The sequence below is a fragment of the Stenotrophomonas sp. 62841_Sma genome (assembly GCF_056482945.1).
In genome coordinates, this window is record NZ_CM151224.1 from 2,247,590 (window position 1) to 2,262,342 (window position 14,753).

At 67.5% G+C, this 14,753-nt stretch carries 15 protein-coding genes; all 15 read right to left on the minus strand.

All coding sequences use genetic code 11. The features are described from left to right. Positions 1–48: 48 nt before the first annotated feature. Positions 49–2,109 carry a flagellar biosynthesis protein FlhA gene (gene flhA / locus ACZK5G_RS10470; protein ID WP_201119332.1) on the minus strand — a complete coding sequence of 687 codons (2,061 nt, stop codon included), beginning with the start codon at positions 2,107–2,109 and terminating at the stop codon, positions 49–51. Between the two features lie 44 nt (positions 2,110–2,153). After that, on the minus strand, positions 2,154–3,284 hold the full coding sequence (gene flhB / locus ACZK5G_RS10475; protein ID WP_478466307.1) for a flagellar biosynthesis protein FlhB: 1,131 nt from the start codon (positions 3,282–3,284) through the stop codon (positions 2,154–2,156). Between the two features lie 118 nt (positions 3,285–3,402). Further along, on the minus strand, positions 3,403–5,535 hold the full coding sequence (locus tag ACZK5G_RS10480) for a putative bifunctional diguanylate cyclase/phosphodiesterase (protein ID WP_121503205.1): 2,133 nt from the start codon (positions 5,533–5,535) through the stop codon (positions 3,403–3,405). Between the two features lie 164 nt (positions 5,536–5,699). Beyond that, entirely contained in the window at positions 5,700–6,491 is a 792-nt protein-coding gene (fliR, locus tag ACZK5G_RS10485) for a flagellar biosynthetic protein FliR (RefSeq protein WP_478466309.1), read from the minus strand. A 13-nt stretch (positions 6,492–6,504) separates the two neighbouring features. Continuing rightward, positions 6,505–6,774, minus strand: a complete 270-nt coding sequence (locus ACZK5G_RS10490) for a flagellar biosynthetic protein FliQ (protein ID WP_012510965.1) — start codon at positions 6,772–6,774, stop codon at positions 6,505–6,507. Positions 6,775–6,856: 82 nt separating this feature from the next. Next, positions 6,857–7,636, minus strand: a complete 780-nt coding sequence (gene fliP / locus ACZK5G_RS10495; protein ID WP_032129213.1) for a flagellar type III secretion system pore protein FliP — start codon at positions 7,634–7,636, stop codon at positions 6,857–6,859. A 1-nt stretch (position 7,637) separates the two neighbouring features. After that, positions 7,638–8,057 (minus strand): flagellar biosynthetic protein FliO, encoded by a 420-nt coding sequence (gene fliO, locus ACZK5G_RS10500; RefSeq protein ID WP_032129212.1) that lies wholly within the window; start codon positions 8,055–8,057, stop codon positions 7,638–7,640. After that, positions 8,054–8,389, minus strand: coding sequence for a flagellar motor switch protein FliN (fliN, locus tag ACZK5G_RS10505; protein WP_012510967.1), 336 nt, complete (start codon positions 8,387–8,389; stop codon positions 8,054–8,056). Before fliN ends, fliO begins: the two co-directional genes overlap by 4 nt. Further along, positions 8,386–9,390 carry a flagellar motor switch protein FliM gene (gene fliM, locus ACZK5G_RS10510; RefSeq protein WP_032129211.1) on the minus strand — a complete coding sequence of 335 codons (1,005 nt, stop codon included), beginning with the start codon at positions 9,388–9,390 and terminating at the stop codon, positions 8,386–8,388. The genes fliN and fliM overlap by 4 nt, the downstream gene beginning before the upstream one ends. 10 nt (positions 9,391–9,400) lie before the next feature. After that, a complete protein-coding gene (locus tag ACZK5G_RS10515) occupies positions 9,401–9,916 on the minus strand; it encodes a flagellar basal body-associated FliL family protein (protein WP_049421892.1) in 516 nt (171 codons plus the stop codon). 223 nt (positions 9,917–10,139) lie between these two features. Then, complete coding sequence (locus ACZK5G_RS10520; RefSeq protein ID WP_478466312.1) at positions 10,140–11,276, minus strand: flagellar hook-length control protein FliK; 1,137 nt, start codon at positions 11,274–11,276, stop codon at positions 10,140–10,142. Further along, the gene (gene fliJ / locus ACZK5G_RS10525; protein WP_005416437.1) at positions 11,276–11,743 is read right to left on the minus strand and encodes a flagellar export protein FliJ; all 468 of its coding nucleotides are present in this window, start codon (positions 11,741–11,743) and stop codon (positions 11,276–11,278) included. The genes ACZK5G_RS10520 and fliJ overlap by 1 nt, the downstream gene beginning before the upstream one ends. A 3-nt stretch (positions 11,744–11,746) precedes the next feature. After that, on the minus strand, positions 11,747–13,132 hold the full coding sequence (locus ACZK5G_RS10530; protein WP_032129207.1) for a FliI/YscN family ATPase: 1,386 nt from the start codon (positions 13,130–13,132) through the stop codon (positions 11,747–11,749). Beyond that, positions 13,129–13,770, minus strand: a complete 642-nt coding sequence (locus tag ACZK5G_RS10535; RefSeq protein WP_032129206.1) for a FliH/SctL family protein — start codon at positions 13,768–13,770, stop codon at positions 13,129–13,131. Before ACZK5G_RS10535 ends, ACZK5G_RS10530 begins: the two co-directional genes overlap by 4 nt. Next, a complete protein-coding gene (fliG, locus tag ACZK5G_RS10540) occupies positions 13,767–14,753 on the minus strand; it encodes a flagellar motor switch protein FliG (RefSeq protein WP_024958226.1) in 987 nt (328 codons plus the stop codon). Before fliG ends, ACZK5G_RS10535 begins: the two co-directional genes overlap by 4 nt.

Sequence of the window (14,753 nt, forward strand, 5' to 3'; positions counted from 1 at the left end):
CGTTGGTTCGAAAGTGGTGTCTGTTTTCTGGCGCATCGGAGGGCGGCGTCAGCTGATCGTTCCGACCAGCTTCAGGCGCTTGTCCTCCGGCACCTCGCTGTAGGCCAGGACCGACAGCGACGGAACGCTGTGGCGGACCAGGCGGGCCAGCGCGGCACGCACCGGGCCAGGTACCAGCACGACCGCGGGCTCGTTGCGGGCTTCCTGCTTGCTGACACATTCGGCCAGGCTCTGGTGCAGTCGCTCAGCGAGTCCGGGTTCCAGCGCGGCGCCGTTGCCCTGCGTGGACTCCTGCAAGACACGTTCCAATTGTGGGTTGAGCGTGAACACCGGCAGCTCCGCCGACATTCCGGCGATCTCCTGCACGATGAAACGACCCAGTGCGGTGCGCACCGCGGCGGTCAGTACGGCCGGGTCCTGGCTGTTCGGAGCGTGTTCGACCAGTGCTTCGGCGATCTTGCGCAGCTGGCGGATCGGAATGCGTTCGATCAGCAGGTTCTGCAACACGCGCACCACCGCCGACAGCGGCAGCGCCTTCGGCGTCAGATCTTCGACGAGCTTGGGCGCGCTCTTGGCCAGGTTGGCCAGCAGGTGCTGCACTTCCTCGTGGCCGAGCAGTTCCGGTGCGTGCTCGCGGATCAGGTGCGACAGATGGGTGGCGACCACGGTGGCCGGATCGACCACGGTATAGCCCAGCGTTTCAGCCTGGGCACGCTGGTGCGGTTGGATCCAGGTCGCGTCCAGGCCGAACGCGGGGTCCTTGCCGGCGATGCCTTCCAGTGCGCCGAGGGCGCTGCCCGGGTCCAGCGCCAGTTCGCGGTCGGGGTGGATCTCGGCGGTGGCCACCGGTACGCCGTGCACCAGCACGCGGTAGCCGTTGGCCGGCAGTTCCAAGTTGTCGCGGATGTGCACCGACGGGATCAGGAAGCCGACGTCCTGGGTCAGCTTGCGGCGCACGCCCTTGATCCGCGCCATCAGTTCGCCGCCCTGGTTGCTGTCCACCAGCGGGATCAAGCGGTAGCCAACCTCCAGGCCAAGCGGATCGACCGGGCGCAGCTCGTCCCAGCTCAGTTCGGCAGTCGGAGCCGGCGCGGCCGGGCGGCCGAGTGCGTTGAGCGCGGCAGCGTCATTGCCGGCGGCTGCCGGATCGGTGGCCGCGGCCTTGCCCTTGCGGTAGACCTTCCAGGCGATGAAGCCGAGGATCGCGGACAGCGTCAGGAAAGCGACGTTGGGCATGCCCGGCACCAGGCCGACCACGCCAATGATGCCGGCGGTGATCGCCAGCGCGCGGTACTGGCCGAACACCTGGCCGGTCATGGCCTGGGCCATGTCCTGCGAACGCGAGGCGCGGGTGACCAGCATGGCCACGGCGCTGGAGACCAGCAGCGCCGGCAGCTGCGCCACCAGGCCATCACCAATCGACAGCAGGGTGTAGGTGGCAGCGGCATCGCCGAACGGCATGCCATGCTGCAGCACGCCTACGGCCAGGCCGCCGAGCATGTTGATGAACAGGATCAGGATGCCGGCAATGGCATCACCACGGATGAACTTGCTGGCACCGTCCATCGCGCCGTAGAAATCGGCTTCCTCGCGGACTTCCTCGCGGCGCAGCTTGGCTTCTTCACGCGTCAGCAAACCGGCGTTGAGGTCGGCGTCGATCGCCATCTGCTTGCCGGGCATCGCGTCGAGGATGAAGCGCGCGGTCACTTCCGAGACGCGGCCGGCGCCCTTGGTGATGACCACGAAGTTGATGATGGTCAGGATCGCGAACACCACGATGCCGACCGCGTAGTTGCCGCCGATCACGAACTCGCCGAAGGCGGCAATGACCTTGCCCGCGGCGTCATGGCCGTTCTGGCCGTTCAGCAGGATGACGCGGGTGGAGGCGACGTTCAGCGCCAGCCGCAGCATGGTGGTGATCAGCAGCACGATCGGGAAGATCGTGAAGTCCAGTGGGCGCTTCACGTAGACCACCGCCAGCAGCACCATCAGCGAGATGGCGATGTTGAAGGTGAACAGGGCATCGAGCACCGGTGCGGCCAGCGGCACCACGACCATGGCCAGCAGGGCCAGCACGATCAGCGGTGCGCCAAGGCCCTGGCGGATCATTTCCAGCGCGCGGCGGGTGTTGAAACCGGTGGAGGGCTGGGCGCTCACGGGCGGCCTCCCTTACCGAATTCATCCACCTGGATGTGCGGGGCGTCCGGCATCGGGCCAGTGCGCCAGGCGCGCAGCTGGTAGACGTAGGACAGGACCTGGGCGACGGCCGAATACAGTCTCACGGGGATTTCCTTTCCGAGTTGGCCTTCCCGATACAAGGCGCGTGCCAAAGGCGGGGCGGAGACGATCGCCACCTTGTTGCCGTCGGCCACTTCACGGATGCGCAGGGCGGTCTCATCCACACCCAGGGCGACCACTTTGGGGGCGTTCATGGCGCCGCCTTCGTACTTCAGGGCCACCGCGTAGTGGGTGGGGTTGACCACCACCACGTCGGCAGTGGGCACCGCCTCCATCATCCGGCGGTTGGCCATCTGCTGCTGCAGCTGGCGGATGCGGCCCTTGACCTCGGGGCTGCCCTCGCTTTCCTTCATTTCCCGGCGCAGCTCTTCACGGGTCATCTTCAGCTTGCGCATCCAGTTCCAGCGCTGGTAGGGCGCATCGATGGCGGCCAGCACCAGCATGGCGCCGGCGGTGGCCAGCAGCAGGCGCAGGGTGAAGCCGAGGCCGTCGGTGATGGCGGTCTCCAGCGGGTGGTGGATCAGCCCGCGCAGGGTGTCGAAGCCGGTCCACACCACCAGCCCGGCGGCAACGCCGACAAAAGCCACGCGCAACAACGACTTGGTGAACTCGGCGATGGCTTCCGGGCCATACAGGCGCTTGAGCCCGCTCATCGGGTTCATGCGGTTGAAGTCGGGCATCATCGCCTTCTGCGACCAGCGCAGGCCGCCCATCACCAGCGGGGCGACGAAGCTGGCCAGCAGGCAGACCAGCACCAGCGGCGCGATCACCAGCATGAACTGCAGCAGCAGGTCGCCGAAGTGGCCGAACAGCTCCTTCGGGTTCTGCCGCAGGCTCTGCTCTGGGCTGAGTGCATGCTTCATCCAGGCGCTTGCACCACGGCCGATCGAGCTGCTCATGGCCATCACCGCCAGCACGCCGGCGCCGAACACGGCGGCCGTGCCAAGTTCGCGCGAGCGCGGCAGGTTGCCCTGTTCACGGGCGTCGCGCAGGCGTTTTTCGGTAGGTTGTTCGGTCTTTTCGCCGGCGGATTCGTTCTCGGACATCACGGGCACTGCGGCAGGGGATGCCGGGGTGCGTGCAAGAACCGTTCCGTGATGGGCTCATGTGCCAACCAAGGTTGGCATCTACCAGAGCAGGTGCAGGTGGGAGCGCAGCCTGGATTTACCCCGGCGGGTGCTGCGTCGGCGGGCTCTGCGCCAGTTCCACCCGCGGCCGCGGCAGGTCATGCAGCTGCATGAAGCGCGCCGCATCCACCGGGCGGCCGAGCAGGTAGCCCTGCAGGTAGTCGCAGCCCAGGCGCTCCAGGTAGGCGCGTTGCGCGGCGGTCTCCACGCCCTCGGCGACGATGTCCATGTCCAGCGCGTGGCCCAGCGCCACGATCGCCGAGACGATCACCACGTCCTCGGCGCTGTGCTCCAGGTCGCGTACGAAGGCGTGGTCGATCTTGATTTCGGTGGCCGGCAGCCGCTTCAGGTACAGCAGGCTGGAATAGCCGGTGCCGAAGTCATCGATGGAGATGCCCACGCCCAGTGCCGAGAGCGCCTGCAGCAGGCGCAGGCTGGTATCGGTATCGCGCATCACCGTGCTTTCGGTGATCTCCAGCACCAGGTGGCGTGGGGCAATGTCGTAGCGTTCGATCACTTCACGCACATCCTGCAGCAGGTGCGGCGAACTGAACTGCACCGGCGACAGGTTCACCGACATCGACCAGCCCTCGTGGCCGGCATCGTGCCAGCGGCGCAGCTGCTGGCAGGCCTGGTCCAGCGCCCAGCGCCCGATCTCATTGATCGCACCGCTGCGTTCGGCCAGCCGGATGAAGCGGTCCGGCGGGATCAGGCCATGCTCCGGATGGCGCCAGCGGATCAGCGCTTCGGCACCGGCCACCTTCTGCGTGGCTACCTGGATCTTCGGCTGGTAGTGCAGGAACAGCTGCTCGCTGCCGATGGCCCGGCGCAGGTCGGCCAGCAGCCGGAACTGTTGTTCGGCGCTGTCATTCATCCAGTCGGCGAACAGTACGAAGGCGTTGCGTCCGGATTCCTTGGCCTGGTACATCGCTGCATCGGCAAAGGCCATCAGCTGCCGCTCGCTGGCAGCGTGATCCGGACAGATCGCCACGCCGATGCTGGCGGTCACCTGCAGTTCGTTGTCGGCCAGCAACGGCCCGCTGCCGACCGCCTGCAGGATGCGCCGGGCCAGGGTCGGCAGGTCCTCGTCGTGCTCGATGCGCACCACCAGCACGAATTCGTCACCGCCCAGCCGCGCCAGCATGTCGTTGGGCCGAAGCAGCTGGCGCGTGCGTTCGGCCACCGCAACCAACAGTGCATCGCCGGCCTGGTGGCCGTAGGCATCGTTGACCTGCTTGAAGCCATCCAGGTCCATGAACATCACCGCGAAGCGGCTGCCACCCTGTTCGGCCTCGGCCAGCGCCTGCACGATGCGACGCTGCAGCAGCAGGCGGTTGGGCAGGCGGGTAAGCGGGTCGTGCAGTGCGGCCTGGGTCAGTTCCTGCTGGGCGTCGGTCAGCGAGGTACTCAACAGGGAATTGCGCAGGCGCAGCAACTGCGCCTCCACCCGCTGGTCCAGCCAGGAGACCACCAGCACCACGGCCAGGATGGCGACGGTCAGCACCACCACCAGCATGGCCAGCCATTCGCTCTGCAGCCCATCGCCGACGGCTGCGCCGCAGATGCTGCCTTCCGGAAAGCGTGCGGCGGCCATGCCGGTGTAGTGCATGCCGACGATGGCCAGCCCGAGCAGGCCGGCAGCCGCGAGCCGGTCGCCGACACGGGTGCGCTGCGCGCGCAGGCGGAACGCCACGTACAGCGCCGTCCACGAGGCGGCCACCGCCACCATCAGCGAAAAAAGCAGCCAGCCCGGGTCGTAGTCGATGCCCGGCTGCATGCGCATTGCGGCCATGCCAACGTAATGCATGCCGGCAATGCCGGTGCCCATCAGCAGCGCGCCACCGGCCAACCGCGGGTGGGGCAGGGTACGCAGCGAAACCAGCCATAGCGCGAACACCGATGAGGCGATCGCCAATGCGAGGGAAAGCAGGGTGATGGGCAGGTCGTAGCCGAGCGGAATGGGCAGGTCGAAGGCGAGCATGCCGATGAAGTGCATCGACCAGATGCCCAGGCCCATGGCGAAGCCACCACCGAGGCGCCACCACCACGCCGCGCCCTTGCCGGGTGCAGTGACCGTGCGCCCGGCCATCGCCAGCGCGGTGTACGAAGCCATCACGGCAACCAGCAGCGAGATCGCCACCAGCCACGGGTTGTACGTGCCTACCAGCATTCGTCAGTCTCCCGGACCTGCCTGTCGACGGAAACCACGGTGGGGCATGCATGAGGCAGGCCGACGCACGGCGCCGGCCACGTGCGGCATCCCCCCGGTTGCCGCGTATTCACTCTAACGCGCAGACCCGGGGGAAGGGCAAGCAGTAAAACGTGATGATCCGGTCAGTGTGTGACCGTGTCCGCAGCCTGGAAGGCGGCATCGAACAGGCGCTGTACCGGCGGTCCCATTTCCCCGGCCAGCAGCGCCAGCAGGAACAGGCCCAGCAGCAGCGACACTGGCAGGCCGAGCTGGATCGGGTTCAGCGCTGGGGCCGCACGGGCCAGGACGCCGAACGCAAGGTTCACCGCCAGCATTGCCACGGTCAGCGGGATCGCCAGGGTCAATGCGCCGCGCAGTACGGTCAGCAGGAAGGTTGGGGCGATGCTGAAGAAGGCGTGCGGGTCCGGCAGCGGGGCGCCGATCGGCAGCGCCCGGTAGCTGTCCACCACCAGCGAGATCAGCGCAAGGTGCCCGTTGGTGGTGAAGAACAGCAGGCCGAACAGCAGATAGAACCACTGGCCGATCACGCCGGAGGTGCCGCCACGCAATGGGTCACTCATCTGCGCGAAGGCCAGGCCGGTGCCCTGGGCGATCAGTTCGCCGGCCAGCGCACCGGCCTCGAACACCAGCCGCAGCAGGAAGCCGATGGATACGCCGATGGCCAGTTCACGGGCGATGGTAAGGACCGTGGCGGCATCGAAACCGGTCCAGTCCGGTACCGGCGGCAGCAGCGGCGCCAGCGCAATGGCCAGGGTGCCAGCCAGCACCACGCGCACCCGTGCGGGAACGGCACGGGTACCGACCATCGGCATGGCCATGGCAACTGCGCCGATGCGCAGCATGGTCCACAGCACGGTGCCGATCATGCCGAAGGCCTGCAGGCCGTCGGCAGCCATCTGGGTGGCGGCGTCCATCGAAGCGCGTGTCCTAGCCGATCAGGTGTGGAATGCGCTGGAACAGCAGCGTGGTGAACTCCACCAGGTGGCCGATCAGCAGGCTGCCCAGCGCGAACAGCACCGCGGTCAGCGCCGCCGCCTTGGCGACGAAGGCGATGGTCGGCTCATTGAGCTGGGTCGCGGCCTGCACCACGCCCACCACCACACCGACCACCAGCACGGTGAGCAGCAGCGGGCCGGCCACCCACAACACGGTGATCAGGCCGCCACGCAGTTCGGTCAGGGCAAGTTCGGGAGTCATTCGGGTTCCATCTGCTCATGTAGCGTCGAGCCATGCTCGACTGTGCTTCTGTAGAGTCGAGCCATGCTCGACTGCCTCTCGATCACGCCGGATTGAAGCTCGCCGCCAAGGTACCGACGGTCAGCACCCAGCCATCCACCAGCACGAACAGCAGGATCTTGAACGGTGCCGACACCAGCATCGGCGACAGCATCATCATGCCCATCGACATCAGCACGCTGGCCACCACCAGGTCGATGATCACGAACGGGATGAAGATCAGGAAGCCGATTTCGAAGGCGGTCTTCAGCTCGCTGGTGACGAACGAGGCGACCAGCACCGGGAACGGGATCGCATCGGGGCTGGCGTAGGTGCCATGCCCGGCGATGCCGGCAAAGGTCATCAGGTCGGTCTCGCGGATCTGCGCCAGCATGAAGCCGCGCAGCGGCGTGGTGGTCAGCGTCCAGGCGGTCTGGAAGTCGATCTCGCCGTTGAGGTAGGGCGCCATGCCGGTGCTCCAGGCCTTGTCCCAGGTCGGCAGCATGATCATTGCGGTGAGGAACAGTGCCAGGCCCAGCAGCACCTGGTTGGACGGCGTCTGCCCGGTACCCAGTGCCTGGCGCAGCAGGCCCAGCACGATGATGATGCGGGTGAACGAGGTCAGTACCAGCAGCATGGACGGGATCAGGGTGATCGCGGTCATCAGCAGCAGGGTCTGCAGCGGCAGGCTGACCGGTGCACCGCCGATCTTGCCGACATTGATGTCCGGCAGCGGCGTGGTCGGGGCACCGGGTGCGGCGAATGCCAGCGCCGGCAACAGGCACAGGGCGAGCATCAGCAGCCACGGCATCAGGGTGGCAAGACGGGTACGGGTGACACGCATGTCAGGGATCCTTGCGCAGCCGCTGCTGCAGCAGCTGGGCGAAATTCGGCAGGTTCTTGAAGTCCGGCACGCGCACCGGCGCGGGCGGCGGCAGCGGTTCGGGCAGGGTGTGCAGGGTGTTGATGCCGCCAGCGGTGACGCCCAGCAGCAGCTGCTGGCCGTTGACCTCGACCACCACCACGCGCTCCTTGGCACCGACACTCAGGCTGGCCACCACCTTCATGCCGTCGGCCGGGCGGAAGCCGCTGCCGGGCAGGCGCTTGAGCAGCCAGCCGAGGCCGATGACCAGCGCCAGCACTGCCAGCAGCGCCAGCACCGCGCCGAACAGGCTCGGTGCGGCGGCTGCGTGCTGGCCGATCTGCGGGCCGACCGGAGCGGCGGTCTTGCCGACCGCCAGCAGTGTGGAGGCCAGCAGGCTCAACGCAGTCTCCGGATCCGCTCGCTCGGGCTGACCACGTCGGTCAGGCGAACGCCGAAGCGGTCGTTGATCACCACCACCTCGCCGTGGGCGATCAGGGTGCCGTTGACGAACACATCCAGCGATTCGCCGGCGCCGCGTTCCAGTTCCACCACCGAGCCCTGGTTGAGCTGCAGCAGGTTGCGGATCGGCAGGCGGGCACGACCGACTTCCAGCGACAGGGTCACCGGCACGTCGAGGATCACGTCCAGGTTGAGGTCGGCGCCGGCCCCTTCTTCGGCCTGCAGGGTGCCGAACTGGGCCGGGGTCGGTTCGAGGGCGTCGATATCGTTCATTGCGGGTCTTCCTGGATGACGGGTGCGCGCGGGCGGGTGCCCGGCGGATGGGTAGCGGTGATCTTCACGGCGTTCATGCCGTTGGCGATGCCGAACTCGCCGGTGAACACCGGGATGTTCTCCACGCACAGCGGCACCTGCGGGCTGAGCTCGATCGGCAGGATGTCGCCGACCTTCAGCTGGGTCAGGTCACGCAGGGTCATGCGCTTGCTGGCCAGTACGCTGGACAGGGTCACCTCGGCGATGTTGAGCTGTTCGCGCAGGGTCTGGCCCCAGCTTTCGTCGCGATCATTGCGGTCGCTCTGGATGCCAGCGTCGAGCAGCTCGCGGATCGGCTCCAGCATCGAATACGGCAGGGTGACGTGGATGTCGCCGCCACCGCCGTCGAGCTCGACGTGCAGCCGGCACACCACCACGTACTCGCGCGGCGTCACGATGTTGGCGAAGTGCGGGTTGATCTCCGAGTTGATGTACTCGAAGTCGACATCCATCACCGGTGCCCAGGCCTCGCGCAGGTCAGCGAAGGTCTGCTTCAGCAGCAGGTGGATCACCCGCATTTCGGTGGCGGTGAATTCGCGGCCTTCAATGCGGGTCGGGTAGCGCCCGTCGCCGCCAAAGAAGTTGTCGACGATGGCGAACACCAGGGTCGGTTCGAACACGATCAGGCCGGTACCGCGCAGCGGCTTGAAGCGGATCAGGTTCAGGTTGGTCGGCACATACAGCGAGTGCATGTAGTCGTTGAACTTGATCAGCTCGATGCCGCGCACCGACAGTTCGGCCGAACGGCGGATCAGGTTGAACAGGCCGATCCGCCACAGGCGCGCGAAGCGCTCGTGGACCATTTCCAGGGTCGGCATGCGACCGCGGATGATGCGGTCCTGGCTGGCGAAGTCGTACGAACGTGCTTCGCCTGACGGCGGTTCCGCATCGGTCTCGACCGCGCCACTGTCCACGCCGTGGAGCAGGGCATCGATCTCGTCCTGGGACAGCAGATCATTCATCGGTGGGCCCTTACTGGGTCACGAAGCTGGTGAACAGCAGATCGTCGGCGCCGTTGCTGCCGGTCTCGGCCTTGAGCACTTTCTGCACTTCGGCCAGCGAAGCGGCCTGCAGCTTCTGCTTGCCGGCGATGTCGGCGATCTGGTCGGGGCTGACCTGCGAGAACAGCATCAGCAGGCGTGCGCGAATGGCTGGCGCATGCGTCTTGATCGCTTCCAGTGCGGCCGGATCGCGGGTCATCAGCTGCACTTCCAGCTGCAGGTAGCGCGGGCCGTCGACCGGGCCGTTGAGATTGACCACGAAGGCCGGGTCCAGGGCGAAGTACTGCGCCGGTGCCGGAGTACTGGCCTTCTTCGGGGCCTGCGCGGTCTTCTCTTCGTGCTTGGACTGGGTGAAGAACCAGACGCCGCCACCGGCGGCAGCGGCGGCGAGCACGGCCACCAGTGCGGTGATCAGGATCGGACTGCGCGGCTTGGCGGCCTTGTCCTTCTCGGCGGTCTTCTTGGTTTTGTCAGCGGCTGCGGCCACGGGGTGAAGCTCCTGAGGGTTGCTTCACCGGGATATGCAAGGGGTGTGCCGGAGCCGGGGCAGAGGGGTGCGACGGAATTCCGTCGGGGTGCCGGTGGGGCCGTGCGGAGCAAGCTCCGCACCCACCAACGCGATACTTGTAGCTGCTGCTCTATTGCCCCGGTGCCCTGGTGGGTGCCAACCGTCCCGCTCTGGTGGGTGCCAACCTTGGTTGGCACGTCTGTCAGGCGTATGCGTCCAGCAACCCGCGCTGGCGGATCAACTGCGCAGACGACACGCTGGCCTCGCCCGGCGACGGTTCTCCGTCACCCGCGATGCCGCCGCCACGGGCCTGGCCTGACGCATTGCCGTCACCACCGGGCGCCTGATGACCAACATCAGCATGAGCCAGCTGGAAGCCCTGCTCGCCGAGGAGTTCGCGCAGGCGCGGCAGGCTGCTTTCCAGTGCCTGGCGCACATCCACGTGTGGGCTGCTGAAGCTGGCATGCACCTTGTCGCCGTTCAACTGCAGGCGCACATCGACCGGGCCCATGTCGTCCGGGCTCAACCGGATGTGGGCGTGGCCGATCTTCTGGTCGGCCAGCCAGCCAAGGCGCGCGCCGACGGCCTGGTCGAAACCATCGTCACCGAGCACCGGCTTCGGAGTCGGCTCGCCATTGAAGATGGCGTTGCCGGTAGCGAGTGCAGCTTTCAGATCCTGCACAGCCGCGTTGCCCGGCGCATGCATAAGCGGCGCTGCGGCACGGTCGCCGATGAGGGGTGCGTCGCTGCCTTCGCCACGCTCGTTGCGCTTGCCGGGCAGCACCAGCTCAGGCAACGGCAATGTGGCTGTCTGGTCGGTGCCGCTGCTGGTGGTGGACGATGTGGCAGCCGCCGCTGTGGATGGCAGGGCTGCGGCGGCCGGTAGTGCGGCGGAGGCGGGTAGTGCGTTGCCGTCCGCGTCGGTAGCCGTTGCAGCCATTGCTGGCAGAGCGGCGGCAGGATCGGCAGGCGCCGGTACCGCCAGCACCAGCCCGGCCAGGCCGAGTGGCGGCCAAGGGGCTTCTTCGGTCGCGGCCGGGGTGTCCTTTTCGGCAACCGGCTTGGTCGGTGCTGTGGGCACCGTGGCGGCGGTCTCTTCGGGGGCGGCAGCGCTGTCCGGCCTGCGCTCGGCGCCGGCCTGGCCAGTACTGTCCGATGCCGGTCCCTGCGTGGACGGCATGGGCGAGTTCGAGGGTTTCGAGGGTGCATCGGCACCCGGCGAGCCACCCTGCAGCAGTTGGCTGAACCCCTTGTTGCCATCACCGCGTGGTGCGCGGGGGGCGCTGCTGCCGGAATGCTGTGGCTGCGCGTTGGCGCTGCTGGCCAATGGCGCGGGCATCACGAGCGGCCTCCCTGCTCGGCGCCGTCCTGATCTTCGGCCTGTACCAGGCGGGCGCGACGCGCGCCAATGTCGTCCATCTCGCGCTGGTCGCGGCGGTCGGTCACCACCTTTTCCTGTGCGCGGTAGCTGGCGGCCAGCTGTTCCAGCACAGCTTTGTCACGGCTGGCCAGGATCAGGCGGGCGCGCTCGGCTTCCACCTTTTCGCGGTTGCCGTTGACCGTGGCCTGCTGCTGCTCCACCGCACTGTCGAGACGGTCGAGGAAGGCGCGCCGGTTCAGCAGCTGCGCCGGGCTGGTCGCTGCCATCTGCGCGTTCGCATATTCCTCGGCATAGCGGCGCAGTTCGTCCAGTCGCGATAGATGGGTATCGAGCACGCGCTGGCGTTCGGCCAGATCGCGGGCGACTGCGTCCTCGTGTTCCTGGGCCCGCTTGAGCAGGGGATCGATGCGCTTGGACTGGTTCATGGCTTAACTCTCTTGTTCCACCAGGCGCTGCAGTGCCGCCTGGCTGTGCGGGAGATCTGCGGCCTTGGCGACGTCCTGGCCGAGGAACTCCATGATTTCCGGCCAGCGTTCCAGGGCTTCGTCGGTGGCCGCGTCGTTGCCGCGCTGGTAGGCACCGATGGCGATCAGATCGCGGTTGGCCGAATAGGCCGAGACCAGCCGCTTCAGCTTGCGGATGCGCAGGCGCCACGGTTCGTCGGCGATTTCCGTGACCACGCGGCTGACCGACGATTCAACGTCGATGGCCGGGTACAGGCCACTGTCGGCCACGCGCCGCGACAGCAGGATGTGGCCGTCGAGGATCGCGCGCGCTGCATCGGCGATTGGATCCTGCGGATCGTCGCCTTCGGTCAGCACCGTGTAGAACGCGGTGATCGAGCCACGGCCCTTGGCACCATTGCCGGCACGCTCGACCAGCGCCGGCAGCTTGGCGAACACCGACGGCGGATAGCCGCGGGTGGTCGGCGGTTCGCCCACCGACAGGCCGATCTCGCGCTGGGCCTGGGCGAAGCGGGTCAGCGAGTCCATCAGCAACAGCACGTTCAGGCCCTGGTCGCGGAACCATTCGGCAATGGCGGTAGCGCGATAGGCACCATGCAGGCGCGCCAGCGGCGGCCGGTCGGCGGGACTGGCCACCACCACGGCGCGGCGGAGGCCTTCCTCGCCCAGCGTGGTCTCGACGAAGTCGCGTACTTCGCGGCCACGTTCACCGATCAGGCCGACCACGATCACGTCGGCGGCGGTATAGCGGGTCATCATGCCCAGCAGCGTCGACTTGCCGACGCCGGAGCCGGCGAACAGACCGACACGCTGGCCGCGGCCGATCGGCAGCAGCGCGTTGATCGCGCGCACGCCCACGTCCAGCGGCTGGGTGATCGGCTCACGCGCCAGCGGATTGATCGACACGCCGGCCATGCCGACATGCCCTTCGGCGCGGATCGGGCCCTTGCCATCCAGCGGCACGCCATCGCTGTCGATGACGCGGCCGAGCAGGCCTTCGCCCACTTCCACGCCGCCACGTCGCGCCGACGGTACCACCCGCGCATTGGGCAGAAGGCCGTGCAGTTCGGCGCTGGGCATCAGGTAAGTGCGCTCGCCGGCGAAGCCGACCACTTCGGCATCGACCCAGCCACCATCGACCACTTCCACCTTGCAGCTGGCGCCCAGCGGTGCCTCGCAGCCGACCGCTTCCAGCGTGAGCCCGACCGCGCGGCGCAGCACGCCCTCGCGGATCAGGCCGCGGCCATGGGCGGTATCCACACGCAGGCCATCGAGGCGACGGGCCAGGCGCAGGTTGCGGGCCATGGCCCAGTCGGCCGGTGGCGGCGTCGGCTGCTGATCGGGGTTCATGCATTGGCTCCGGTCTGGCGGATCACCGCGTCCAGCGCGCCGCGCAGGCGGGCTTCCAGGGTGCCGTCGATGCGCACGGCTTCGGCGTGCACGCGAAGATCGCCGCGGCTGAGGCTGGTGTCTGGCACCAGGCGCTGTTGTGGCGGCAGGCTCAACAGCGGGGCGAGGGCGGCGATGTCGTCCGGGTGCAGTCGCACTTCCACTTCCCGGGTGCTGCCACCCACCGCGTCGATGGCCTCACCGACCAGCTGTGCCAGCAGTGCCGGGTCGGCTTCATAGGCGCGGCCGACCAGCGCACCGGCGATGCGTACCGCCAGCTCGCCCAGTGCGCCGACCACTTCGTTCTCCAGCCGCACCAGCGGTCGGCTGAAGTTGTCGAGGATGCCTTCGATCTGCGCGGCGAGGCGACGCACCTCCGCCTGGCCCTGGCCGTAGCCTTCGGTATGGCCGTGCTGGAAGCCTTCCTTCTCTGCGCTGTCCTGGATGGCCTGGATTTCCTCCAGGGTCGGCAGCTGCAGCGGCGGCTCCGGCTCGTGTTCCGGGTCCGGCTCGGTGAGTTCGAACGCATCCGCCTGATCCAGCACCGGTTCGGGCTGGGCCAGCAGGTCCGGGGCAAGCCAGCGCACGACGTTGCTCACAGCATGGCCTCCGCGCTGCCACCGATGGTGACCGTGCCTTCATCGGCCATGCGCTTGACGATGGCCAGGATCTCGCGCTGCGCGCCTTCCACGTCGGACAGGCGCACCGGGCCACGGGCTTCCATGTCTTCCAGCAGGATTTCGGCCGCACGCTGCGACATGTTGCGGGTGATCTTGTCGCGCACCTTGATGTCGGCGCCGCGCAGGGCCAGGCCCAGGCGCTCGCCGCTCACCTCGCGCAGCACCAGCTGCATCTCGCGGTCGTCGAGGTCGACCAGGTCGTCAAACACGAACATCAGGTCCTGGATGCGGTTGCTCAACGGCGCATCGATGCGGGCGATCTCGCCCAGGATCGCCTGGTCCTGGCCGCTGTCCATGAAGTTCAGGATGTTGGCCGCGCACTGCACGCCGCCGATGTTGGACGACTTCAGGTTCTGGTTGCCGGCGAACTGGCGCTCCATGATCTCGTTGAGTTCATTGAGCGCGTTCGGCGGAATGCCGTCGAGGGTGGCGATGCGCAGCAGCACGTCCACGCGGGTACGGTCGGGCAGCAGCTTCAGCGCGTCGGCGGCCTGGTCGGTCTCCAGGTGCGCCATCACGATGGCGATGATCTGCGGGTGCTCGTTGCGCACCAGGTCGGCCACAGCACGCGGGTCCATCCACTTCAGCGCGTCCAGGCCGGTGGTGTTGCGGCCGAGCAGGATGCGGTCGATCAGGTTCCCGGCCTTCTCGCTGCCCAGTGCCTGCACCAGCATGTTGCGGATGTAATCGTCCGAGCCCACGCCCAGCGAGGTCTTCGAGCCCAGCTCCTGGCCGAACTGGTCCATCACCCGTTCTACCTGTTCGCGGGTGATGTCGGTCATGGTGGCCATGGCGATGCCGATTTTCTGCACTTCCTTGGGTTCCATGTGACGCAGCACTTCGGCCGCATCCAGCTCACCCAGCGAAAGCAGCAGTACGGCGGCGCGCTGCACGCCAGTCAG